Consider the following 23,052-nt stretch of genomic DNA (forward strand, 5'->3'; position numbering starts at 1 on the left):
TCTAAAGGTTTGCCCGGGTGGTTAAGAATCCGGCCCCGATCCTGAGCGGATCGAGCCGGATTGCGACGGACATCACCGGCAATCGGTGTAACGCCGCCGCTTGACGGGTAGTTCGGCATCGGCACCGACCACGGCGGCCAACGGAGCACGCGTACCGTGGTTTTCGGGTCTGGGAAGACATCCGGCGCGTCTAGGGTCATGCGCGCGAAAGTCCGATTCTCGAAGGACACAACACATCATGAAGAACACCATCACGATCATTCGGCGGACATCTGCGGGTGCGTTGCTGGGTGCCGCTGCGACGGCGCTCATCGCAGCACCGGCGGCATCGGCGGCACCGAATTGCAGCCCCGATGCGGTGGCCGGCACCGTCAGTTCGGTCACCGGCGCTGCAACGAGTTATCTGAACAGCCATCCCGGTGCCAACCAGGTGGTCCAGGCGGCGCGCACCCAGCCGCGCGATGTCGCCGCGGCCAACATCCGCGCCTATTTCACCGCCAACTCGCAGGAGTACTACGAATTGCGCGGCATCTTGGCGCCGATCGGCGACACCCAGCGGCAGTGCAACGTCTCGGTACTCCCGCCCGATCTCGCGTCGGCCTACTCGGAGTTCATGGCCGGCTGATCGACAGCACCGTTCTCGGCGCCCGCACGGATCGTCCGTACGGGCGCCGAGTTCGTGAACACATCGTGTAACCAGTCCCGTTGCTTCCGGTGAAAAGCCTGGGCGACAGTGCTTTTCGGCGCGACGCCGTCGAATCCGTGAAAGGCGCCGTCCACGACTGTGACTTCACACGCCACCCCGGCGGCGCGAAGGCGTCTCGCGTAGTCGAGATCCTCGTCGTGGAACAGATCGAGCGTTCCCACCCCGATCCAGGCCGGCGGCAGGCCGCTCAGGTCCTTTCGGCGCGCCGGTACGGCGACCTCGGGATCGGCGGTACCGAGATAAGCCGACCAACCGAACCGGTTGCTCTCATGGGTCCACAACCGATGGCCGGGATCATCGCGGCAGATGCCGACCGAACGGTCATCCAGCATCGGGTACACCAGCAACTGGCCGGCGGGGTGCACCTCACCTCGGTCCCTGGCCAGCAGGGCCAGCGCGGCAGCCAATCCGCCGCCGGCGCTCGCGCCCCCGATCGCGATGCGCTCGGCATCGACACCGGGCAGACCGGCCAGCCACGTCAGCGCGGCGTAGCAGTCCTCGAGCCCGGCTGGGTAAGGATGCTGCGGCGCCAGTCGATAGTTCACCGACACGACCGTGGCGCCGAGGGCATCGGCGAATCTGCGGCAGGATGCATCGTCCTGCGCGGCACTGCCGATCACGTAACCGCCGCCGTGAATCCACAGCAGCGCAGGGCTGGACGCGGTCGACTCTCGCGGTCGATACAACCGCACCCGAACCCCTGTGCTCAGGGTCAGTGGCAGCACGCCGTCCGGCACCCGACGTTCCATCAACATACTCATTCGCTGCAGCAGAACAAGATTCGCCTTGGTGACGAGCTTGCGCGGAATGAACCTGCCGATGCGGGCGAGTTCGGGGTGGAAGGCGGTCCCGGCGGTGGTCACCTCAGCAGTATGGCCGACCCGCCGGATCGGCAAGGGTCACTTGAGCAGCGGATCCCGCGGCAGGCCGAGAATGCGCTCGGCAATGGTGTTGCGGGTGATCTCCGAGGTGCCACCGGCGATGGTCATCGCACGGTTTCCGAGGTAGGCATTCGTCAACCGCTCGTTGCCACCGGTCACGGCAGTCGGTCCGGCCAGCGTCATTCCCAGTTCGGTGAGCCGTTGCGATTGCTCGGCCACCAAGAGTTTGGTCACATTGCCCTCCGGGCCAGGCTCGGCGCCGACGATGGCGCGACTGACCCGCCGCATGTTGAGCATCGGCAGGGTCAACGTCTCGGCGATGATCCTGCCGGCATCGTGCAGGTGGCACACAGCGGTCTCGGTCGGAACACTGTCGAGGAGTTCGACCAGGTGGGAGATGGTGAACGAGGTCGGAGCGCCCGAGCCGCCGCCGATCGACACCCTCTCATTGCCCAGTGTGGCGCGGGCGACCAGCCAGCCTTTGTTCACCTCGCCCACCACATCGGTGTCCGGCACGAACACGTCATCGAGGAACACCTCGTTGAAGTGGGAGTCTCCGGTCAGGCCACGCAGCGGGTTGACCTGCACTCCCGGGGACGTCATATCGATCGCCATCATGGTCACCCCCGCGTGTTTGGGTGCGTCAGGGTCGGTCCGGACCGTCGCAAGTCCCCATTGGCAGTGCTGGGCAAGGCTTGTCCACACCTTCTGCCCGGTGACCCGCCACCCTCCGTCGACCTTCTTGGCCGACGTACGCACCGCGGCTGCATCGGATCCAGCACCGGGTTCGGAGAAGAGTTGACACCACAGCACTTCTCCGCGCAGCACCGGCTCGACCCAGCGGGCCCGTTGGTCGTCGGTGCCGACCTGGGCGATGGTCAGCGTCACCCAGCCGGTGATTCCCAGGTCGGGCAGGTCGATACCGCGGAACTCCTCCTCGATCACCAGCTGTTCGAGCACATCGGCGGCTCGACCCCACGGCCGTGGCCAGTGCGGCACCAGGTAACCAGAATCGACAAGGAACGGGCGTCGCTCGCTCTCGGGTAGCGCCCGAGCCCGTGCGGCGGCCTCGGCCGCCGCGGAGCGATGCTGTTCGGCGGCCGCGGGAACGGGCACCGACACCGCGTCGGTCAGGCCCGTACGTGTCGCATCGACGAGTTCGGCCAGCGGATCGTTGCCGTCGGCGAGCAGCGCCGACATCGTCCTGGCGCGCCGCAGGTACAGGTGTGCGTCGTGCTCCCAGGTGTACCCGATGCCGCCGTGTAGCTGAATATTGTTCTGCGCGTTGAATACCTGTGCGCGGATGGCATGGGCTGCGGCCACGGCTGCGGGGAGCGCAGCCTCATCGAGAGCATCGCATCGGGCCGCGGTCCAGGTCGCCGCGGCGGTCTGCTCGACGGCTACGAGCATGTCGGCGGCGTGATGCTTGACGGCCTGGAACGTGCCGATGGCGCGGCCGAACTGTTCGCGCACCTTCGCGTATTCCACCGCCATGTGCAGGGTCGACCAACTGACCCCGACGGCCTCGGCGGCGGCCAGGATCCGCAGCACCGTCCTGGCCCTCCTGGACGCCCCGCGCAACACGTGGTCCGCCGGGATGCTGGCACCGCGCATCGATACCGACCCGACGGATCGGGTGGGGTCCAGCGTCGGCAGCGGCGTGACCGTGACGCCATCGGCTCGCGCGTCCACGACCAACAGATCCTCACCGGCGGAGAGCACCAGCACATCGGCATCCGGGGCGCCGAGGACCGCGGGCCATTCTGCGGTGGCAGTCATATCGGTCTGCATGTTGACGCGAATGTTCACACCGAGAGCGGCCACGGTGCTTCCGTCGGCCAGCCCGGGCAGCAGCCTTGCGCGGACCGAGTCCGGCGCGCAGCGGTCGATCACGGTCGCCGCGGCGACCGTGGGCAGAAATGGTCCCGGCATGAGCTCGCCGCCGGTGACCTCGACGACCACCGCCAGCTCGGCCAGTCCGTAACCGGAACCGCCGAACTGCTCGGCGATGGCCAGGCCGTTCCAACCGAGGTCGGCACCGGCCCGCCACAGGTCTGTGGGGAAGGTGCCGGGAGCGGTGAGCGCGGCCCGCGCGCTCGCGCGGCTGTCGACCCTGCGCAGCTGTCCGACGGTCGCGGCCGCCAGGTCGCGGTGTTCTTCGGTGATGGCCAGCGCCGACGTGCTCATGACTCTGTGAAGTTACCGGTGCCGCCGAGACGCAAGAGAGTGATACAGGTCACATTAGAGCCACAGGTAGACAGATCCTCCAAAATGTCTGCTTAAGACCGACCTCGCGCGGGTACGCTCGCGCCATGACGGCACAACCGGTGGAAAATGGCCCCGGACCTTCTCTTATGCGCCGCGCCCGGTGGCTGATGAACGCCGACCACGCCGACCGCATGCTCGCACTGTCGATCGCATCGGCGTCTCTGCCCATCGTCGGCAAACAGCTGGAACCACTCGGGGGCCTTGCGGCAATGGGGGTGTGGGGCTTTCGTCAGTTCCCCGAACTGTTCGCTGCCTCGGCGAAGTCGTGGTTCAGTCCCGGCAACGCACCGGTCCGCAGGGCCGAGCGCGAACAGACGGTCGACGTGGCCAAGGAAGGGCTGCGGGGAGTGGTGAATCCGGCGGACCTTGCCGGGGAGTGGCCCGCCCCGGAATCAATGCCGCCGCTGTGGAACACCATGGCCTACCGACGCGATGTCTTCCGCAGCTCGGTGCGCTATGGCGACCACCCGATGCAGCTACTCGACGTGTGGCGTCCCGCCGAACTCCCGCGTGAGCCCGCCCCGGTACTGCTGTTCATCCCCGGCGGTGCCTGGGTGCACGGCAGCCGTGTCCTGCAGGGCTACGCGATGATGTCCCATCTGGCCCGGCAGGGCTGGGTCTGCCTGTCCATCGACTACCGGGTGGCACCGCATCATCGCTGGCCGCGCCACCTGACCGATGTCAAGGCTGCGATCGCATGGGCGCGGGCCAACGTCGACAAGTTCGGCGGGGACCGCAATTTCGTCGCGGTGGCCGGCTGTTCGGCCGGCGGTCACCTGGCGGCCCTTGCCGGGCTCACCCCCAACGATCCGGCCATGCAGTCCGAATTGGACGACGAGGCCGACACCTCGGTCGACGCCGTCGTCGGAATCTACGGGCGATATGACTGGGAGGACCGGTCCACCGAGGAGCGCGACCGCTTCGTGGACTTCCTGGAGCGCGTCGTCGTCGGTCGCAAGATCTCGCGTCACCCCGATCTGTTCCGCGCCGCCTCGCCGATCGCCCGGGTGCACCGTGACGCGCCGCCCTTCCTCGTGATCCACGGTTCGGGTGACACGGTGATCCCGGTGGCACAGGCGCGCAGCTTCGTCGACCGGTTGAAGGCGACATCCGATGCGCCGGTCAGCTATGTCGAGTTTCCCGGAGCCGGACACGGTTTCGACATGACCGACGGTGCCCGCACCGGCGCGATGGCCAAGGCCATCGGACTGTTCCTCGATCAGATCCACCGAAACTCGACGGCACGCCAGGCCAAGGCGGTTATATAGACTCCTCCACCCAGGGAGGGATTTAGCCGTGAAGAGGCTCAGCGGTTGGGACGCATTCCTGCTGTATTCCGAAGCGCCCAACGTGCACATGCACACCTTGAAGGTCGCCGTCATCGACCTGCACGGACTCGGCGACCGCAGCTTCGGTGTCGAAGAGTTCCGGAATGTGTTGCACAGCAGGCTCTACAAGCTGGAGCCCTTTCGCTACCAGCTGGTCGACATTCCGTTCAAATTCCACCACCCCATGTGGCGGGAGAACTGTGATGTCGACCTGGAGTACCACATCCGGCCGTGGCGGGTCGCCGCGCCGGGTGGGCGTCGCGAACTCGACGAGGCCATCGGCGAGATCGCCAGCACCCCGCTCGACCGATCCCGCCCGCTCTGGGAGATGTACTTCATCGAGGGCCTGGCGGACGACCGGATTGCGGTGGTCGGCAAGATCCATCACGCGCTGGCCGACGGCGTGGCATCCGCCAATCTGCTGGCCCGCGGAATGGATCTGCAGGACGGACCGCAGCGCGACCGCGACTCCTACGCCACCGATCCGGCTCCGTCGACGGGTGAACTCGTCAGAACGGCGTTCCTGGATCACCTGCGCCATATCGCCCGCGTGCCGGGTCTGGTCAAGTACACCGCCGAGGGGATCGGTCGCGTTCGGCGCAGCAGCCGCAAACTGGGCCCCGAACTGACCCGCCCGTTCACCCCGCCGCCGAGCTTCATGAACCACGTGCTGACCCCCGAGCGCAAGTTCGCCACCGCCAGCCTGTCTCTTGCCGACGTCAAATCGACCGGAAAACACCTGGGCGCCACCATCAATGACATGGTTCTTGCGTTGGCGTCGGGCGCTCTACGCAAACTCCAATTGCATTACGAGGGCAAGGCAGACCATCCCCTGCTCGCGTCGGTGCCGATGAGTTTCGACTTCTCCCCGGACCGCATCTCCGGTAACCGGTTCACCGGGGTGCTCATGGCGCTGCCGGTCGATCTGGAAAACCCGCTGGACCGGGTGCGCCGCGCCAGTGAGACGGCCTCGCTGGCCAAGGAGAGCAATCAGCTGATCGGCCCGGAATTGGTGGCCCGCTGGGCTTCCTATATGCCCCCGGCCGGGGTGGAGGCATTGTTTCGCCGCCTGTCCAACGTCGACGGCCAGAACAAGATCCTGAACCTGAACATCTCGAACGTCCCTGGCCCCCGCCAACTCGGACGGGTCGGTGGCGCGACGGTCTCGGAGATCTATTCGGTGGGTCCGCTCACCGCGGCCAGCGGATTGAACATCACGGTGTGGAGTTATGTCGACCAGCTGAACATCTCGGTGTTGTCCGATACGGCGACCGTCCAGGACCCGCACGAGGTCACCGATGCGATGGTGCAGGAACTGCGTGACATCCGGATCGCGGCCGGGCTTTCCGGAGAGATCACCGTCGACTCGTGAGATCGGTTCTTCGCGATACTGCTGATACCCCGGCGATGGTTCACAATGACCACATGCGATGGCTGAGGGGACCGGCGCGGATGGCCCTCGCTCGGATTGCGCTGATGCTGATGGGCGTGTCGGTGGTCCTGGCAGGCTGCTCGTACGGGCCATCGACGAGGCCGGCGAAACCGTCGGACGGTGCGGTGGGCCAGCCGAGCGCAACGGAAGGCGCCGGCGCGGTCTCGATCCTGCCCGGCACGGCCGCACTCGGCCAACCGCTGACCGCCAAGGGTGCCACGATCACACCGCGTGCGGACAATCTGACGGTGGTGCGTACCGCGGGGGAGGAGGTCGAGCTCGGTATCGATGTGTCTTTCACCGGTGTCACGACCCCGATCGACGCCACCGGTGCCGACGGGGGTTTTCGGCTACATCTCAGTGGTGGGGAACAGGTCACGACATCGCGACCGCTGGAGAGCAAGACGGTGCCGTTGGCGGCACGGGTGCGCGCGGACACCGACGGCTGGGTGTTCTTCCTTCTCAAGCCCGGTATGCGGCCGACACAGCTGCAATTGACGGCCGCAGCGGCAGGATTCGGGATGCCCCCGGCGCCGATCGCGGTGTGGGCGATGCCGGCCACCCTGCCTCCGCCGTCTGCCGCGATGTCTCCACCGTCGGAGCCGCCGTCCGGCGCACCGCCGGACGAGTCCGTCGATGGCGGGGCTCCGCTGCCGCCGCCCGCGCCCCGGGGCCCTGCGCTTCCCCCGCCACCGCAGATGCCACCTCCGCCCAGATTGCCGCCGCCGCCGGCGCTGCCGGCCCCGCGGCTGCCACCGCCACCGGCCCTACCGGCCCCGCAGCTCCCGCCGCTGCCTGCCGGTGTCTGCGGTAACACGCCGCTGTGCTGACCGGGCGGCCGCCGTAAACCTCAGCCGCGCACCCAGTTCAGGAAGCGCTCGACCGCCGCCGCGGTGTTGTGCCCGTGCGCCGAACCGAAGAAGTCGAAAGCGTGTTGGGCGTGCGGGATCTCGGCGTATATGACCGGGGCCTTCGAAACCGCTTGCAGCGCGGCGACGAAATCACGGCCTTCCTGCACCGGGATGACCGAATCGTCGGTGCCGTGCAGCACGAAGAACGGTGGGGCATCGGCGTGCACGAGGGTGATCGGGGATGCGTCGAGGTAAACCTGCCGGTTCGTCGCAAACGGTAGTTTGACGATGAACTTCTGCAGTATCTTCACGAATTCGCCTCGGCCGGAGCCCGTGTCGGTGAACCAGTCGTAGCGGCCGTAGATCGGAACCGCCGCCGCCACCGATGTGTCGACATGCTCGAAGCCGGGTTGCCATTTCGGATCGTTGGGGGTCAGCGCCGCCAGCGCGGTCAGGTGTCCGCCGGCCGAACCGCCGGTGATATAGACCGATTCGGGATCACCGCCGTACTCCCCGATGTTCTCCTTGACCCAGGCGATGGCCCGCTTGACATCGACGATGTGGTCCGGCCAGGTGTGCTTCGGACTGATCCGGTAACCGATGGACACGCAGATCCAGCCGTGCTCGGCGAGCCTGCTCAGCATCGGGTAGGCCTGCGGTCTGCGCATCCCGATCATCCACGCCCCACCCGGAACCTGCAGCAGCACTGGCGCTTTGCCATCTCGTGGCAGGTCCGGTCGCATCCAGATGTCGGCGAGGTTGGGGCCATGCGGACCGTACCGCACCGTCTCGTGCACGTACCGGCGACGCGTCCAGCCGGTACCGAACACGCCGCGGGGTTTGCGTTCGGGCTCCTTGGCCTCTGGATAATCCGGACCCAGCGCCGTGCGCAGCGGGTCTTCGAAATACTTCCTCGATGTCTCCTCTCGGCGTTGCACCACGACGAGCAGGGCCCAGGTCAGTGCCTTGATGATCAACGAGATGCGGCCGTTGCGGGTTCGGTAATGGCCGAGCACGGTTCGGCGCAGCACGTCGAGCAGTGAGCCGGTGAGGAACAGCGGCGCATTCTCCGACGTCGGCCAGCCGAACGCGAACGTCGGCAAGGTGCTGTAGCCCTTACGCCCGAGTGGTCGTACAGCATTGGCGGCATTGACAAGTTCGGCGAGTGCGCCCAGCACAGGACGGGGTTTAAGCACGGGCATGCGGTCCTGGTTACCCACCGAGACGGTCTTGCAATGCGCGACGGTCGATCTTTCCGGTGCTGTTGCGGGGCAGCTCGTCGAGGATCGTGATGTCGCGGGGGACCTTGTAGTTGGCCAGGTTGTCGCGCACATGCGCCTTGAGTGCGTCGACGGTGACCGGGTTGTGCAGCACCACGAATGCGGACAATCGCTGACCGAACTGTTCGTCGTCGACACCCATGACGGCGGCCTCGGCGACATCGTCATGGGCGACCAGGGTCTTCTCCACCTCGATGGGATAGACATTCTCCCCACCGGAGACGATCATCTCGTCATCTCGGCCCACGACGAACAGGCGGCCGGCCGCATCCAGGTAGCCGACATCCCCGGAGTTCATGAAACCGTCGTGGAAATCCTTGTTCTTGCCGTTGGTGTAACCGTCGAACTGAGTGGAGTTGCGGACGTATATCGTTCCTACCTCGCCGGCAGGCAGCGGGCGCAGCTCGGGATCCAGTATGCGGATCTCGGTGCCCTCGGCCGGTTTTCCGGCGGTGTCCGGTGCCGCGCGCAGATCGGCCGGGGTGGCCGTGGCAATCATGCCGGCCTCGGTGGCGTTGTAGTTGTTGTAGATCACGTCGCCGAACTGGTCCATGAACTTGATGACGACATCGGGACGCATCCGCGATCCGGATGCGGCCGCGAACCGCAGAGTCCGTCCGCTGTAGCGGTTGCGGACCTCGTCGGGTAACTCCACGATCCGGTCGAACATCACCGGCACCACGCAGAGTCCGGTGGCGCGGTGGGTGTCCACGAGCGCCAGGGTTGCCTCCGGATCGAACTTCCGCCTGGTGATGATCGTGCATGCCATCGATGCGGCGAAGGCCAGCTGGGAGAAGCCCCAGGCGTGGAACATCGGAGCCACCACGACCACGGGTTCCTCGGCCCGCCACGGAGTGCGGTCGAGGATCGCCTTGAGCACCTCCGGACCACCGCCGGAATGCCTTGCCCCCTTGGGTGTTCCGGTGGTGCCCGAGGTCAACAGGATGACCTTCGATTTCTCCTTGGCGCGCTGTGGTTCCCGACCGGCGTACTCGGTGATCAGCTTCTCGACGGTGAACAACGCCGTCGCGCTGTCGGTCCAGGCGACCACACGCGTCGTTTGCGGCGAATCCTCCATCGCTCGTTCGACCGTCGAGGTGAACTCCTCGTCGTAGACGACCGCACTGGGCCTGCCCGCGGTTTCGCGTTGCCACACCTCGGCCAGCGCGGGGCCGGCGAACGCGGTGTTCAGCAACAGGACGTCGGCGCCGAGCCGGTTGGCTGCGATCAGCGATTCGACGAAGCCCCGGTGGTTGCGCGCCATGATGCCGATGACTTGTGGCTGACCCGACGGGAGATGCTGTAGCCCCGCCGCCAACGCATCGGCGCGCTGGTCGATCTCGCGCCAGGTCAGCGCGCCGAGCTCGTCGATCAACCCGAGCCGATCACCGCAGCGTTGCGCCGCGCTGGCGAAACCCGATGTGATTCCCATGTTCTCGCGCGCCATGGCCGCCGCGATGCGAAGGTACTTGTCGGGGCGCAGGGGAGCGATGACCCCGGCCCGGACCATGGTGTCGACCAGGCCGACGGTGGCGGTGACCCGGTCGACGACGGGGCGGGCGACGCGCCCGGGGATGTCCTGCAGGCCCATCAGCCGATCACCGGAAGCCGTCGCTCGGCGGCCAACTCGTCCAGGGCGCCCTGCATGATATGGCGCACGTGGGCGTCGACCTCGTCGATATCGGGGTTCTCCCCGAATTGTTCCTCGATGCGGACCGGCGGCAACACCTGCATCGTGATCTTGGCGGGCAGTGGGACGTTCAGCGGAACCACCGCGGACAGGCCGAACGGGAACCCGAAGGACACCGGGACGATCTTGGTGCGCGCCAGGCGCGCGATCGGTCCGAGTCGTTTGGCCAGCCAGGTTCCTCGGGAGAGGTAGAACTGGGTCTCCTGCCCGCCCACGCCGACCATGGGCACGATCGGCACTCCGGCGTTGATGGCGGCGCGGACGTAGCCCTGGCGACCGTCGAAGTCGATCTTGTTGGCCTCCAGGGTGGGGCGGTAGACATCGAAGTCACCGCCTGGGAAGACCACCACGACGCCACCCGAGCGCAATGCCTCGTCGGCGTTCTCGTGGCTGGCCAGGATGAAACCGGTCTTCTTGAAGAAGTCGCCGGTCGGCCCGATCATCAGCATGGCGTGGCTCAGGGTGTATACCGGCCTGCCGTACCCGTAGCGCTCGTAGAAGTCGGCCGCGAAGATCGGTACGTCCATCGGGAACAGCCCGCCGGAGTGGTTGCACACCACCAGCGCACCACCCTCGGGGAAGTTCTCCAGTCCGCGGACCTCGGAGCGGTGATAGGCCTTCAGGAACGGCCGCAGCAGCCCCATCACCCGCTCGGTGAGTCCGGGATCGAACTTGGTGATCTCGGTCGGTTCGATATCGGTCGAGCCCATGGCCATGCCTCCGGCGGTCGAAATAGAACGTGTTCTAATTTTGCACGTAATTCCGTCCGCGGTCAAAGGCATCATGGAGCCATGACCGTCGATGTGGCCGCCTACTTCGACCGCGTCGGATACTCCGGCGACGGCGCGCCCACCCTGGATACGCTGCAGATTCTGCACGCCGCACACAACCGGAGCATCCCGTTCGAGAACCTCGATCCGGTGCTGGGCACACCCGTGGTGGACCTCGGTGCCGACGCGCTGTTCGCCAAACTGGTCCACCGCCGCCGCGGCGGATACTGCTATGAGCAGAACGGACTGTTCGGCTACGTCCTCGAGGCGCTCGGGTTCGGGGTGGCGCGGCTGACCGGGCGCGTGGTGTGGATGCAGGAACCGGGCGCTGCGCTGCCTGCCGAAACGCACAACGTGCTCGCCGTGAGCGTCCCCGGGCGTGACGGTCGCTACCTGTGTGACGTGGGGTTCGGCGGCCAGACGCTGTCGTCACCGCTCCGGCTGGAGGCCGGACCTGTGCAACAGACCCGCCATGAGCCCTACCGGCTGGTCGCCACCGGTCCTGATGCCTTGCGGTTGGAGGCCCTGGTACGCGAGAAGTGGCAGGCCCTGTATGTCTTCACCACCCAGCCGCGACCGCGCATCGATCTGGAGGTCGGCAGCTGGTACGTCTCGACCTACCCGAAGTCGGTGTTCGTTGCCGGGTTGTCGGCGGCGCTGGTGACCGACGACGCGCGCTGGAACCTGCGCGGCCGACAGCTCGCGGTGCACGGCAAGGACGGCACCGAACGCATCGAACTCGCCGGGGCCGACGAGGTCGTCGATCAGCTGGTGCGCCGGTTCGGGCTGGATCTCACCGGCCTCGGCGATGTGGCGGCCGGTATCAGTCGCGTGCTGGGGAACTGACGAACACATCCCACGGGTCGGCGGCATCCAGCGCCCAGCGACCCAGCCGGCGCGCATGGGATGCGGTGCTGCCGAACTCATCGGCCCAGCTACGTGCCCGCATGGTGACCGACCACAGCGGATGCTCGATGGTGACCCCGATGGCGCCGTGCAGCTGGTGGGCGATCGTCGTGACCGGTGTGGTGGCGCGGCCGACGGCCACCTTCGCCACCGTCACCGCGTAGTCGGCGCGGGGATCGGCGAAACCGTACTCGGTGACCGCTGCGGTCGCCAGATCTGTTGCCGCCCTAGCCTGTTCGATTTCGCCGGCCATCGATGCCAGCGAATGTTGGACGGCTTGGAACTTGCTCAACGCCCGACCGAACTGCACCCGGTCGGAGGTGTGTGCCACCGTCAGCGCCAACGCCGCGTCCAGCGCTCCGACGATCTGCACACAGCGGGCCCACGCGCCGCGGCGCGTCAGTTCCTCGAGCGCCGAGTCATCGAGGCGGGCCTGCCCGGGGGCCTCGTAGCGCAGCGTGCCGCGTGGTTCACCGCCCAGGTTGTGACCGGCGGTGAATTCGGGATCGTCGATCCAGCCGATGTGCAGCCCGTCGTCGGTGCGTGCGGCCAGCAGGATCGCCGCATCCGCGGGCCACGGCACATCGCGTGCGACGCCGTCGGTGCCGATGGCGATCGTCAGGGGCCCATCCGGCGCATCGAGTCCCGCCTGCCCGGCCAGCCAACCCGCCAGTAGATCGGTTTCGGCGACGGGCACGGCCGCGGCATGGCGGGCCAGACCGGCCAGCACCACCGCGGCCTCGGCAGGTCCGGCGTCCTGCTCGGTGGTCAGCCGGGCCAGCCCGGTCTCCGCCAGATCGCGCCACAGATCGGCGTCGAAGGTCTCCGGTAGCCGGCGGTTGCCGAACCGCGCCTGTGCCGCCTTGGCGCCGATATCGTCGACCAGTTGCCTGAGCTCATCCACTATCGGACCCCCAGTCCCCTGGCGATGACCCCGCGCAACACCTCGTTGGTGCCACCGCGCAGGGTGAACATGGGCGAATGCTGCCGGGCCGTGGCCAGCACCGCGCGTAACCGATCGACCGCCGCGGCATCGGTGACATAGTCGAGCAACTCCGCGCACAGCTCCACCGACTGCTGCTCGAAGCGGGTGCCCAGATCCTTGACCAGCGCTGCCCGCGTCGCCGCATCCTCACCGGCGGACAGTGCGCGCGCCACCGAGACCGACAATTGGCGCAACGCCATCGCGCGGCCGAGCAGGTCGCCCACCTCGGCCGCGGTGCGATCGTCGACGGTCTGCGCGCCGAGCGACCGGATGACGTCGATGATCAGCGTCGCGGTGGACAGGATGCGCTCCGGCCCGCTGCGTTCGAAGCCCAGTTCGGCGGTCACCTGATGCCATCCGTCGCCGATCTGGCCGAGCACGTCGGCGTCATCGACGCGCACCTCATCGAAGGTGACCTCGTTGAAGTGATGGTGCCCGTCGAGGGTGACGATCGGGCTGATGGTCACGCCGGGGGAGTCCAGCGCGACGATGAACTGACTGAACCCGGCGTGCCGGTGCTCGGGATCCAGTGCGCTGGTGCGGGCCAGCACGATCGCAAAGTGTGCACGGTGCCCACCGCTGGTCCACACCTTGGTGCCGCTGATGGTCCAACCGCCGTCGACCTGGGTTGCCTTGGTGGCGGTCGCGGCCAGATCGGACCCCGCGCCGTGCTCGCTCATCCCGATCGCCGAGTACAACGTCCCCGCGGCGATTCCGGGTAACAATCGGCGGCGTTGCTCTTCGGTGCCGTAGGTGAGCAGCGAGGGGGCCACCTGCCGATCGGCGAACCAGTGCGCGGCCACCGGGGCGCCGGCGCCGAGCAGCTCCTCGGTCACCACGTACCGGTGCAGGAAACCCAGGCCGTGCCCGCCGTACTCGGTCGGGATCGTCAACCCGACGAAACCGGCCCGAGCCAGCCGCTCACTGAATGCGGCATCCCAACTCGTCAGCCAGGAGTCGATCTCGGGTTGCCAGCCGAACGCGTCTCTGTCGGCCACCAGGAACTGCCGGACCGTGGACCGCAACTCGGCCAGGTCCCCATCGTTGGCGCACAGCGCATCGAATTCACTCACCGATCGCCAAGTCTAGAACCAGCAGGAAAAGTCATGGTCGCCGCGGGCATGGTCGCAATACGCTCCGAAACGTGAATGCCCCTCGTCGTGACCGGTTGCGTGAGCTGCTCGACGCCGTCATCGATGCGCAGAACACCGATGTCGCAGGCATGGCGCGCAGCAGTTTCGCCTCGGAGTTCCATTTCTCCCGCGAGGTCAGCCGGCTCACCGGTGAGCCACCGGCGGCGTTGCGCCGCCGCGTGATGCTCGAGCGTGCGGCCTGGCGGTTGCAGCGCGGTGCCGGTGTGGCGGCGGTCGCGGTGGCCGAGGGCTGGTCCTCACCGGAAGTGTTCTCCCGTGCCTTCCGACGGGCGTTCGGGGTGCCGCCCTCGCAGGCCGACGCCGTCGGTTTCCGGTTGCCGGCCCCCAACGGGGTGCACTTCCACCCGCCGGAGTCGCTGTGGCTGGACTCGCCCGGTGATACCGCCGCGCCCGATATCTCGTTGCTGATGATCGCCCACGATATCGGCGATACGGCGGCACTCATCGGTATTGCCGCCGGGCTCACCGAAGAGCAATGGACGCAACAGGTTTCACCGGGACTTGTGGTGCTGGACTGGGACGGTCCGGAACCGAGCGTGGGTGCGGTGCTCGATGCCTTGGTATGGAGCAAGGAGGTCTGGTTGGCCAGCATCGAGGGGCGCGATCAGCCGACCCGCACCGCGCTGCGCAGCGCACGGGCGCTGGCCGCCGATCACGACGATATCGCCGCTCGGTGGGCGGCAATGGTGCGCGAGTACGGGGAACAGGGCAGGCTCGGCGACACCGTCATCGACGCGCTGTGCGATCCGCCCGAGTCGTTTCAGCTGTACGGCATCATCGCCCACGTCCTGACCTACTCCGCGCACCGACGGGAGTTGGTGCGCGCCATGCTTTCCCGCCTCGGTGTCCAGGTGCATCGCGGTGACCCACTGGAATGGATGAGAGGTAACTGAGATGGCGTGCGTGTACTTCACAGCATCCAGCCTGGACGGGTTCGTCGTCGACGAGCGCGACAGTCTGGACTGGTTGGTGAGCCGCGATTTCGATGCCAAGGGTCCGTTCGGCTACGACGCGTTCGCCGACGGGGTCGGCGCGCTGGTTATGGGATCGAGCACCTATGAATGGATAGTCGACAATCAGCCGGGCGAGTGGCCGTATCGCCAGCCCAGCTGGGTGCTGACCAGCCGGGATGGCGTCATCGCGCCCGGGCACCCGGTACAGACATTCGACGGTGATGTGACACAGCTGTATTCGGTGCTGGTCGAGGCGGCCGCCGAAAAGGACATCTGGGTGATGGGTGGCGGCCGGACCGCCGCGCAGTTCGTGACGGCCGGCCTGGTCGACGAGTTGGTGGTCAGCTACGCGCCGTGCAGTCTCGGTACCGGTGCGCGGCTGTTACCGGTGCGCTCGGAATGGGAACTTGCCGAGGTGGACCGCAACGGTGAGTTCGTCTGCGCCCGCTGGCTCAGGCGGCCCGATCCGTGCGCGGCGGCCGGCTGAGCGGATTGCGGCGGCGCATCGTGGGCCGCGGAACGCCGAGCTTCCCGGTGAATCGACGGCCTGCCACGTTGAGCTCGATCAGCAACATCGGTGCGCCTCCTTTCTGTGAGGTCCAGCTTAGGCAAAGTAACGTCGGCGCATGTCGTGGCTATTTCGTGTATCGGCAGGTGATCGGTGAACAACTGATGAATATCCGCTCACCGTCGAACCTGGCGGTTGGGCGGGACTGCGCTCCGCCGCCGGTTTATCCTCACCGGATGGGGCACTACCTTTCCAACGTTCGTGATGTCGAGTTCAACCTCTTCGAGGCGCTCAATCTCGACAAGGTGCTGGCGACCGGCGAGTTCGGCGACCTCGACGGCGCATCCGTGCGGGAGATGCTTGCCGAGGCCGCACGGCTGTGTGAGGGCCCGATGGCCGAGGCCTTCGCCGAAACCGACCGTCAGCCACCCACTTTCGATCCCAAGACGCACACCGTGAGTTATCCGGAACCGTTCAAGGCTGCTCTGCAGGCCTGGCAGGACGGCGAGTGGTTCCGGGTCGGGCTCCATGAGGCGGTCGGCGGGATGCCCGCACCTGCGGCCCTGACCTGGGCCATCGCCGAGTTTGCGCTCGGCGCCCAGCCCGCCGCCTACATCTGCCATTCCGGGCCGGTGCTGTCGGACATCGTCTACAGCCTGGGTAACGAGCAACAGAAGCACTGGGCGACGCTGATGGCCGAGCGCAACTGGGGCGGCACCATGGTGTTGACCGAACCGGATGCCGGTTCCGATGTCGGCGCCGGCCGTACCAAGGCGACCCAGCAGCCCGATGGCAGTTGGCATCTGGACGGCGTCAAGCGTTTCATCACAAACGGTGACACCGGCGACATCTACGAGAACATCGTGCACGCGGTGCTAGCGCGGCCCGCGGGTGCAGGTCCCGGTACCAAGGGCCTTTCGCTGTTCTTCGTCCCGAAGTTCCTCTTCGATCCGCAGACCGGTGAGATCGGGGAGCGCAACGGCGTATACGTGACCGGCCTGGAACACAAGATGGGCCTGAAGGCCTCGGCGACCTGCGAGCTGACCTTCGGCCAGCACGGCCGCCCGGCCGTCGGATGGTTGGTCGGTGATGAGCACAGCGGGATCGCGCAGATGTTCAAGATCATCGAGTATGCGCGGATGATGGTGGGCACCAAGGCGATCGCGACCTTGTCGACCGGTTATCTGAATGCGCTGGAGTACGCCAAGACTCGTGTTCAGGGTGCCGATCTGACGCAGATGACCGACAAGACCGCGCCGCGGGTGACGATCCTGCATCACCCCGACGTACGGCGCTCTCTGTTGACTCAGAAGGCCTATGCCGAAGGCCTACGGGCGCTGTATCTCTACACCGCGGCGCATCACGACCCGGTGGTCGCCGAGATCGTCTCCGGCGCCGATCCGGACATGGCGGCGCGGATCAACGATCTGCTGCTACCGATCGTCAAGGGTTTCGGCTCGGAGACGGCTTACCGCTACCTGACCGACTCGCTGCAGACCTTCGGCGGCTCGGGTTATCTGCAGGATTATCCGATCGAGCAGTACATCCGGGACGCGAAGATCGATTCGCTGTACGAGGGCACCACCGCGATCCAGGCGCAGGACTTCTTCTTCCGCAAGATCGCCCGCGACCAGGGTGCGGCGCTGACCCATCTGCTGGGGCAGGTGCAGTCCTTCCTGGATCGCAAGGACGCCCGCCCGGAACTGGCCGAGGGGAGGACGGCGTTGGCCACCGCTGTCGGGGACGCGCAGGCCATGGTGGGCGCACTCATCGGGTATCTGGTTGCCTCCCAACAGGAACCGCGTGAGCTCTACCGCGTGGGCTTGGGTTCGGTGCCGTTCCTGATGGCCATCGGTGATCTGCTGATCGGCTGGTTGCTGCTGGAGCACGCCGAAATAGCCGTCGCGGCACTGGAGTCGGCGTCGGACAAGGACCGGGCGTTCTACCAGGGCAAGATCGGGGCCGCCGAGTTCTTCGCCAGGCACATCCTGCCGCGACTGAGTTCGGATCGCGCCGTCATCGAGTCGGTGCGACTGGACACCATGGAGTTGCCCGAAGAGGCGTTCTGACCTGTGCTCCCCAGGGTTATCCGGGCCCGGATGACCTGTCTCACCTGCCGAGCAGACGCAAACTCCCCTAAAACTGCGCGTTTTAGGGGAGTTTTGCGTCTGCTCGCGAGGAGGCCGGTGGCTACTCCGGGGTGTACCCGAACGGCAGCAGCACGCTCTTGGACTCGCAGTAGCCTGCGATGCCCTCGGGACCACACTCGCGTCCCACACCGGAGTTCTTGTAGCCGCCGAACGGGGCTCCGGCGTCGAAGGCGTACATGTTGATTCCGTAGGTACCGGTGCGGATCTGCTTGGCGATTTCGACGGCCTTGGCGAAATCGGTGGTGTACACCGATCCGGCCAGCCCGTACACCGAGTCGTTGGCGATGCGCACGGCGTCGGCCTCGTCCTCGTAGGGGATCACCACGAGGACCGGTCCGAAGATCTCCTCCTGGGCGATGGTCATCGAGTTGTCGACATCGGCGAACACCGTGGGCTGGACGAACCAGCCGGAGTCCAGGCCCTCGGGCCGTCCACCACCGGTGACCAGCCGGGCGCCCTCGTCGAGACCCTTCTTGATGTACCCCTCGACGCGCTCACGCTGTTTCTCCGAGATCAGCGGGCCCACCATGGAGGCCGGGTCGTCCGGCTGGCCGGCTTGCATGCCTGCCGCCGCGGCGGCGACCTTCTCGACGACCTCGTCATAACGTGAGCGCGGGGCCAGGATGCGGGTCTGGCCCACACACGCCTGACCGGAGTTCATCAGCCCGGAGAAGATCAGCATGGGCAGCGTCGAGTCCAGGTCGGCATCTTCGAGGATGATCGCCGCGGACTTGCCGCCCAATTCCAGCGTGCACGGCTTGAGCTTCTCGGCGGCGATCTTGCCGATCTCCTTGCCGACGGCGCTGGACCCGGTGAAGGTGTACTTGTCCAGTGCCGGATTGTCGGTCAGCGCGCGGCCGGTCTCGACACCACCGGGCACCACCGAGAGCACACCCTCGGGCAGGCCGGCCTCGGCGAACACCTCGGCCATCAGGTTGGTGGTCAGCGGCGTCTCGGCGGCGGGCTTGAGCACGATGGTGCAGCCGGCCAGCAGGGCCGGTCCCAGCTTGTTGGCGGCCAGGAAGAACGGCACATTCCAGGCCACGACCGCGCCGACGACGCCGACGGGCTCTTTGAGTACCAGCGTCTGGCCGTACAACCCGTCGCGGATCTCCTGCCAGGAGAACTTGTCGGCGCCGGAGGCGTAGAACTGCAGCGTCGACATCGCCGCGCCGAACTGCATCATGTCCACGATGGTCGGCGGCTGACCGGTCTCCAGCTTGAGCAGGTGCTTGAACTCCTCGGCGCGCGCCTCGATCAGCTCCACCGCCTTGGCCAGGACTGCCTCGCGCTCCTTGGGTGACATCCGGGGCCACGGGCCCTCGTCGAACGCCTTGCGCGCGGCCTCGCAGGCGGCGTCGACATCCGCCTTGGCCGCCATCGGAACCTGGCCCACCTTCTGCTCGGTGGCGGGGGAGTGGACCTCGATGACCTCGGCGGTCGACGGTTCGACCCACTGGCCTCCGATGAACAGCTTGTCCCACGTTGTCTTGAACGCCGTCTGTGTCATACGCGTCACATTACCCAGAAAAGGCCGAAACGAGAACCTGTTGCAGTCAGGGCCGTAGCACCAGCACCAGATTGCTCACCGTGAACTCCCGAAACCCTGGCACCTCGGTCATCCACCACGCCCATCGTGGGTGGTAGCGGGGAAATGCGGCCACCAGCGAGCCCGTCGAGCGGCCCCAGTGCAACCCGTCGGCCGCCGAGACCGCGAACAACGACGATCCGTAGTCGTTTTTCGGCCGATGTCCGTGCCTGCGGGCATATCGGTCGGCGGCCCGTGCTCCGCCCAGATAGTGCGTCAGGCCCATTTCGTGCCCGCCGAACGGCCCTAGCCACACCGTGTAGGACAGCACCACCAAGCCACCGGGCCTGGTGACGCGCAGCATCTCGTTGCCCAACTGCCAGGGATGGCGCACGTGCTCGGCGACATTGGAGGACAGGCAGATGTCGACGCTGTCGTCGGCAAACGGCAGCGCGGTGCCCGACGCTCGGACGAAGGTGCCCGCGCCGCCCGGCGTCCCTGCCGGTCCGGCATGCATCTCGGATGGGTCCGGTTCGACCCCGATATAGGCCATCCCGGCCGTGCTGAATGCCGATGCGAAGTAGCCGGGGCCGCCGCCGACATCGACGACGGTGCGGCCGACGGGGGTCGAGGCGGTCAGGCCCGTCCACAGATCGGACACCATGTCCACCGTGTCATCGGCCAGCGCCCCGTAGAAGCGTGCCGGGTCGGACTGCTCGAACCGGAACGAGCTCAGCAGCCCGACGGAGCGCCGCAGGGTGGCCCGACGGGCGAGCAGGGAGGTGGGCCGCACCTTGTCACCCTAGGTGTTCGGCTCGCGCAGGGGCCTGGCCACGGTCTTCTCGCAGGATCGACCTCACCGGTGCGCAGGCTAGGCTGGCCGAGTTATGACTTCAGGCTCGGCACCCGCCCCCGTGCAGCGCGTCCTGCTGCTGTGCTGGCGCGATACCGGCCACCCGCAGGGCGGTGGCAGCGAGGCCTACCTGCAGCGCATCGGCAGCCAGCTGGCCGCCGCCGGTATCGAGGTCACCCTGCGCACCGCGCGCTACCCCGGCGCGGCGCGCCGTGACGTGATCGACGGCGTCACCGTCAGCCGCGGTGGAGGTCCCTATTCGGTGTACGTATGGGCCGGGCTGTCGATGGTCGCGGCACGGATCGGTGTCGGGCCGTTGCGCCGGGCCCGTCCCGATGTGGTCGTCGACACCCAGAACGGTATTCCGTTCCTGGCCAGGCTGGCCTATGGGAAACGCTCGGTGCTGTTGGTGCACCATTGCCACCGCGAGCAGTGGCCGGTGGCCGGCGAGCGGACCGGTCGATTCGGTTGGTTCGTCGAATCCCGGTTGTCGCCGCGGCTGCACCGACGCAATCAGTACGTCACGGTGTCGTTGCCCTCGGCGCGCGAACTCACCGAGCTCGGTGTCACGCCGGATCGGATCGCGGTGGTGCGCAACGGGCTCGACGAGGCGCCCGCGGCCACCCTCAGCGCGCCACGATCGGTGACACCGCGGGTCGCGGTGCTGTCCCGGTTGGTGCCGCACAAGCAGATCGAGGATGCGCTCGACGCCGTTGCCGCGCTGCGCACCGATATCCCGGATCTGCACCTGGACATCGTCGGCGGTGGCTGGTGGAAGCAACGGTTGGTCGAACACGCCGCCGCGCTCGGCATCACCGATCACGTCACCTTCCACGGGCATATCGATGACGCCGCCAAACATGCCGTGGTGCAGCAGTGTTGGGTGCACCTGATGCCCTCGCGCAAAGAGGGCTGGGGACTGGCGGTCATCGAGGCCGCTCAGCATGGGGTGCCGACCATCGGCTACCGCGCCTCAGGCGGGCTCACCGACTCGATCGTCGACGGGGTGACCGGTCTGTTGGTCGACGGGCCCGACGAATTGGCCGACGGCCTGCGCAGGCTGCTCTCCGATCGGGTGCTGCGCGAGGAACTCGGGGCCAAGGCGCGCATCCGCAGCGCGGAGTTCTCCTGGGCGCTCAGCGCCGACTCCATGCGCACGGTGCTCCAGGAGGTCGCCGGCGGCCGCCGCGTCAGCGGCGTCGTCTGAGCACTGCGGCCACCCCGGCACCGAACAAGGTCGTCAACCACACCAGGTGCGCACCGATCAGCAGACCGCGCCCGTCGGCGGGCGGTGTAGCGCCGCCCACCTCGTACAGGGTCAGATCTGCATCGCGGTAGACCACCGGCAGGTCCAGCGGGGTGCCCAGACCCTCGGCGACCACCCAGCCCACGCCGGCGTCGGCAAGCTCTCGCTGTGGCGCCCCGTCGAGCAACATCTGGGTGACCGCGCGTCCGTGCGCCCCCTCCCCGGGGATGATCTGGCCGCCGATCAGCAGATCACCACTGACCAGGACATCGGCGGACACCCAGCGCGGCAGGGGATCCAACACCGGCGCGGGGCCTGCCCAGTCGAACTGCCGCATACTGTCCGGGGGTAGCACCGCCACCGGCCGGGGATCGGCATTGATCAGTGCGGCCACCGCGGGCCACGCCTGCGGATAGTGCACCGCGCGCAGCTGACCGCCGACCCCCCAGGCGAGATCCGGCAGCACCGCGATCAGGGCCACCCCGCACACCACGGCAACCGACCGGCCGAGCCGCGCCACACCCGCGGCCGCCAGCACGTAGCCGGGCAACGCCAACGCCACCCACTTCTGCCCGTCGCGCAGCACGCCGAGGCCGGGCAGCTGACCGGACGCCCAGGCCAGCGCCGCCTGTCCGGGGCCGGTGGCCAACGCCGCGGGCACCAGCACGGCCACCGCCGCCAGCACCAGCAGTGGGCGGGCGACCGGCGATGCCGCCGCCGCCGGCGCGCCGACGGCGACCACAGCCACCAGGACCAACGTCGCGACAACCGCGAAAACTGTTGTCCGCGAATCGGGTACCGCCTGGGCATTCCAGATCCCGGCCAGCCCGGCCAGGCTGCCGAGGGTGCCGAGCCCCGGCTCGGCGCGGGCGGCGAACGCGTCAACCCCGGCCCCCGCCGTCGAGCTCAACGACGCCGAGACCACCGTGGCCACCAGCCACGGCAGGGCGGTCGCCACGGTCGCGGCCAGCGCCGCGGCGGCCGTGCCCCAGCGGCGGGCACACGCCAAGGCCGTCACCGCGGCCAGCAGCACCCCGGTGGGGGTCAGGCCGGCGAGCGCAATCCAGAACGCCAGCGCCCAGCGTCGGTGCGCCAGCGTGGCGGCCGCCACCCAGGGCAGGCAGCCATATCCGACCAGCAGGCTCCAGTGACCCTGCAGGAGACGCTCGGCGACATACGGATTCCAGATCGCGAGCGTTGCCGCCACGAGCCTGCCGCCGATTGCGATATCGGGCAGAATCTGGGCGACCAGGCGCGCCGATCCCCAGCCGGCGAGCGTCAACCCGAGGACAAGCAGCACCTTGACGACGATTCCGCCGTCCAGCACATGCGAGGCCAACGCGATCGCGAAATCCTGCGGCAGGGCCCGCGGCGCGGCATCGGTGAGGCCGAGGGCTGCATCGGTCAGATATGACCGAGGTGTCGAGACGGCATCACGCAGCAGCAGATATCCGGGACCCAACAGGGGACCGGTGACGACCAGACTGAGCGCCAGCGAGTAGACCGGCGCAACCCACCGGCGGTGACGGGCGAAGTGGGGTGCGGTGTCCGAAATGTCCGGAG

19 protein-coding genes are annotated in these 23,052 nt (G+C 67.5%); 9 read left to right on the forward strand and 10 right to left on the reverse strand.

The window, feature by feature from the left end:
- Positions 1-238: 238 nt before the first annotated feature.
- Positions 239-625 (forward strand): heme-binding protein, encoded by a 387-nt coding sequence (locus tag IC40_RS0121810; protein WP_030136799.1) that lies wholly within the window; start codon positions 239-241, stop codon positions 623-625.
- Here the strand turns inward: IC40_RS0121810 and IC40_RS0121815 are convergent.
- Both IC40_RS0121815 and IC40_RS0121820 read right to left on the reverse strand, forming a co-directional pair.
- Complete coding sequence (locus tag IC40_RS0121815) at positions 601-1,569, reverse strand: alpha/beta hydrolase (RefSeq protein WP_030136800.1); 969 nt, start codon at positions 1,567-1,569, stop codon at positions 601-603. The two genes, IC40_RS0121810 and IC40_RS0121815, sit on opposite strands and share 25 nt — an antisense overlap.
- Before the next feature lie 36 nt (positions 1,570-1,605).
- Complete coding sequence (locus IC40_RS0121820; RefSeq protein ID WP_030136801.1) at positions 1,606-3,774, reverse strand: acyl-CoA dehydrogenase family protein; 2,169 nt, start codon at positions 3,772-3,774, stop codon at positions 1,606-1,608.
- A 125-nt stretch (positions 3,775-3,899) separates the two neighbouring features.
- Here IC40_RS0121820 and IC40_RS0121825 point away from each other — a divergent pair, with 125 nt between their 5' ends.
- From IC40_RS0121825 to IC40_RS26960, 3 genes are read left to right on the forward strand one after another with little or no spacing between them, the layout of a single operon-like run.
- Positions 3,900-5,123: an alpha/beta hydrolase gene (locus IC40_RS0121825; RefSeq protein ID WP_030136802.1), complete on the forward strand. Its 1,224-nt coding sequence runs from the start codon at positions 3,900-3,902 to the stop codon at positions 5,121-5,123.
- A gap of 28 nt (positions 5,124-5,151) precedes the next feature.
- Positions 5,152-6,555 carry a WS/DGAT/MGAT family O-acyltransferase gene (locus tag IC40_RS0121830; protein WP_030136803.1) on the forward strand — a complete coding sequence of 468 codons (1,404 nt, stop codon included), beginning with the start codon at positions 5,152-5,154 and terminating at the stop codon, positions 6,553-6,555.
- Between the two features lie 53 nt (positions 6,556-6,608).
- Positions 6,609-7,445: a hypothetical protein gene (locus IC40_RS26960; RefSeq protein ID WP_138158136.1), complete on the forward strand. Its 837-nt coding sequence runs from the start codon at positions 6,609-6,611 to the stop codon at positions 7,443-7,445.
- Positions 7,446-7,465: 20 nt separating this feature from the next.
- Here the strand turns inward: IC40_RS26960 and IC40_RS0121840 are convergent, their stop codons facing one another.
- The 3 genes from IC40_RS0121840 to IC40_RS0121850 are packed head-to-tail and all read right to left on the reverse strand — an operon-like array spanning position 7,466 to position 11,146.
- Complete coding sequence (locus tag IC40_RS0121840) at positions 7,466-8,668, reverse strand: alpha/beta hydrolase (RefSeq protein WP_030136805.1); 1,203 nt, start codon at positions 8,666-8,668, stop codon at positions 7,466-7,468.
- A 10-nt stretch (positions 8,669-8,678) separates the two neighbouring features.
- Positions 8,679-10,337 (reverse strand): acyl-CoA ligase FadD12, encoded by a 1,659-nt coding sequence (gene fadD12, locus IC40_RS0121845; protein ID WP_042509513.1) that lies wholly within the window; start codon positions 10,335-10,337, stop codon positions 8,679-8,681.
- Positions 10,337-11,146: a 1-acyl-sn-glycerol-3-phosphate acyltransferase gene (locus tag IC40_RS0121850; RefSeq protein WP_030136807.1), complete on the reverse strand. Its 810-nt coding sequence runs from the start codon at positions 11,144-11,146 to the stop codon at positions 10,337-10,339. The genes fadD12 and IC40_RS0121850 overlap by 1 nt, the downstream gene beginning before the upstream one ends.
- Positions 11,147-11,227: 81 nt before the next feature.
- On the opposite strand from IC40_RS0121850, the gene IC40_RS0121855 reads away from it, so the two are divergent.
- Positions 11,228-12,052, forward strand: a complete 825-nt coding sequence (locus tag IC40_RS0121855; protein ID WP_030136808.1) for an arylamine N-acetyltransferase family protein — start codon at positions 11,228-11,230, stop codon at positions 12,050-12,052.
- Here the strand turns inward: IC40_RS0121855 and IC40_RS0121860 are convergent.
- Positions 12,030-13,016, reverse strand: a complete 987-nt coding sequence (locus IC40_RS0121860; RefSeq protein WP_030136809.1) for an acyl-CoA dehydrogenase family protein — start codon at positions 13,014-13,016, stop codon at positions 12,030-12,032. The genes IC40_RS0121855 and IC40_RS0121860 overlap by 23 nt on opposite strands.
- On the reverse strand, positions 13,016-14,170 hold the full coding sequence (locus tag IC40_RS0121865; protein WP_030136810.1) for an acyl-CoA dehydrogenase family protein: 1,155 nt from the start codon (positions 14,168-14,170) through the stop codon (positions 13,016-13,018). Before IC40_RS0121865 ends, IC40_RS0121860 begins: the two co-directional genes overlap by 1 nt.
- 71 nt (positions 14,171-14,241) lie before the next feature.
- On the opposite strand from IC40_RS0121865, the gene IC40_RS0121870 reads away from it, so the two are divergent.
- The 3 genes from IC40_RS0121870 (at position 14,242) to IC40_RS0121880 (ending at position 17,781) form a co-directional block, all read left to right on the forward strand.
- Positions 14,242-15,144 (forward strand): helix-turn-helix domain-containing protein, encoded by a 903-nt coding sequence (locus tag IC40_RS0121870; protein ID WP_030136811.1) that lies wholly within the window; start codon positions 14,242-14,244, stop codon positions 15,142-15,144.
- Between the two features lies 1 nt (position 15,145).
- The gene (locus IC40_RS0121875; RefSeq protein WP_030136812.1) at positions 15,146-15,691 is read left to right on the forward strand and encodes a dihydrofolate reductase family protein; all 546 of its coding nucleotides are present in this window, start codon (positions 15,146-15,148) and stop codon (positions 15,689-15,691) included.
- A gap of 257 nt (positions 15,692-15,948) precedes the next feature.
- Positions 15,949-17,781, forward strand: coding sequence for an acyl-CoA dehydrogenase (locus tag IC40_RS0121880; protein ID WP_030136813.1), 1,833 nt, complete (start codon positions 15,949-15,951; stop codon positions 17,779-17,781).
- Positions 17,782-17,902: 121 nt separating this feature from the next.
- Here the strand turns inward: IC40_RS0121880 and IC40_RS0121885 are convergent, their stop codons facing one another.
- Both IC40_RS0121885 and IC40_RS0121890 read right to left on the reverse strand, forming a co-directional pair.
- The gene (locus tag IC40_RS0121885) at positions 17,903-19,372 is read right to left on the reverse strand and encodes an aldehyde dehydrogenase (protein WP_030136814.1); all 1,470 of its coding nucleotides are present in this window, start codon (positions 19,370-19,372) and stop codon (positions 17,903-17,905) included.
- 46 nt (positions 19,373-19,418) lie between these two features.
- Positions 19,419-20,183, reverse strand: a complete 765-nt coding sequence (locus tag IC40_RS0121890; RefSeq protein ID WP_030136815.1) for a class I SAM-dependent methyltransferase — start codon at positions 20,181-20,183, stop codon at positions 19,419-19,421.
- Between the two features lie 94 nt (positions 20,184-20,277).
- On the opposite strand from IC40_RS0121890, the gene IC40_RS0121895 reads away from it, so the two are divergent.
- A complete protein-coding gene (locus tag IC40_RS0121895; protein ID WP_030136816.1) occupies positions 20,278-21,450 on the forward strand; it encodes a glycosyltransferase family 4 protein in 1,173 nt (390 codons plus the stop codon).
- Here IC40_RS0121895 and IC40_RS0121900 read toward each other — a convergent pair.
- Positions 21,434-23,044 carry an MmpA family trehalose lipid delivery protein gene (locus IC40_RS0121900; protein ID WP_191293475.1) on the reverse strand — a complete coding sequence of 537 codons (1,611 nt, stop codon included), beginning with the start codon at positions 23,042-23,044 and terminating at the stop codon, positions 21,434-21,436. The genes IC40_RS0121895 and IC40_RS0121900 overlap by 17 nt on opposite strands.
- Between the last annotated feature and the right edge of the window lie 8 nt (positions 23,045-23,052).

This window comes from Mycolicibacterium neoaurum ATCC 25795, assembly GCF_000691525.1.
Lineage (GTDB): Bacteria > Actinomycetota > Actinomycetes > Mycobacteriales > Mycobacteriaceae > Mycobacterium > Mycobacterium neoaurum.

Bases quoted from the DNA above. Each gene is read 5' to 3' on its own strand.
- IC40_RS0121810 (WP_030136799.1), top strand. From the start codon at position 239: ATGAAGAACACCATCACGATCATTCGGCGGACATCTGCGGGTGCGTTG.
- IC40_RS0121820 (WP_030136801.1), bottom strand. From the start codon at position 3,774: ATGAGCACGTCGGCGCTGGCCATCACCGAAGAACACCGCGACCTGGCG.
- IC40_RS0121825 (WP_030136802.1), top strand. From the start codon at position 3,900: ATGACGGCACAACCGGTGGAAAATGGCCCCGGACCTTCTCTTATGCGC.
- IC40_RS26960 (WP_138158136.1), top strand. From the start codon at position 6,609: ATGCGATGGCTGAGGGGACCGGCGCGGATGGCCCTCGCTCGGATTGCG.
- IC40_RS0121840 (WP_030136805.1), bottom strand. From the start codon at position 8,668: ATGCCCGTGCTTAAACCCCGTCCTGTGCTGGGCGCACTCGCCGAACTT.
- fadD12 (WP_042509513.1), bottom strand. From the start codon at position 10,337: ATGGGCCTGCAGGACATCCCCGGGCGCGTCGCCCGCCCCGTCGTCGAC.
- IC40_RS0121850 (WP_030136807.1), bottom strand. From the start codon at position 11,146: ATGGGCTCGACCGATATCGAACCGACCGAGATCACCAAGTTCGATCCC.
- IC40_RS0121855 (WP_030136808.1), top strand. From the start codon at position 11,228: ATGACCGTCGATGTGGCCGCCTACTTCGACCGCGTCGGATACTCCGGC.
- IC40_RS0121875 (WP_030136812.1), top strand. From the start codon at position 15,146: ATGGCGTGCGTGTACTTCACAGCATCCAGCCTGGACGGGTTCGTCGTC.
- IC40_RS0121880 (WP_030136813.1), top strand. From the start codon at position 15,949: ATGGGGCACTACCTTTCCAACGTTCGTGATGTCGAGTTCAACCTCTTC.
- IC40_RS0121885 (WP_030136814.1), bottom strand. From the start codon at position 19,372: ATGACACAGACGGCGTTCAAGACAACGTGGGACAAGCTGTTCATCGGA.
- IC40_RS0121895 (WP_030136816.1), top strand. From the start codon at position 20,278: ATGACTTCAGGCTCGGCACCCGCCCCCGTGCAGCGCGTCCTGCTGCTG.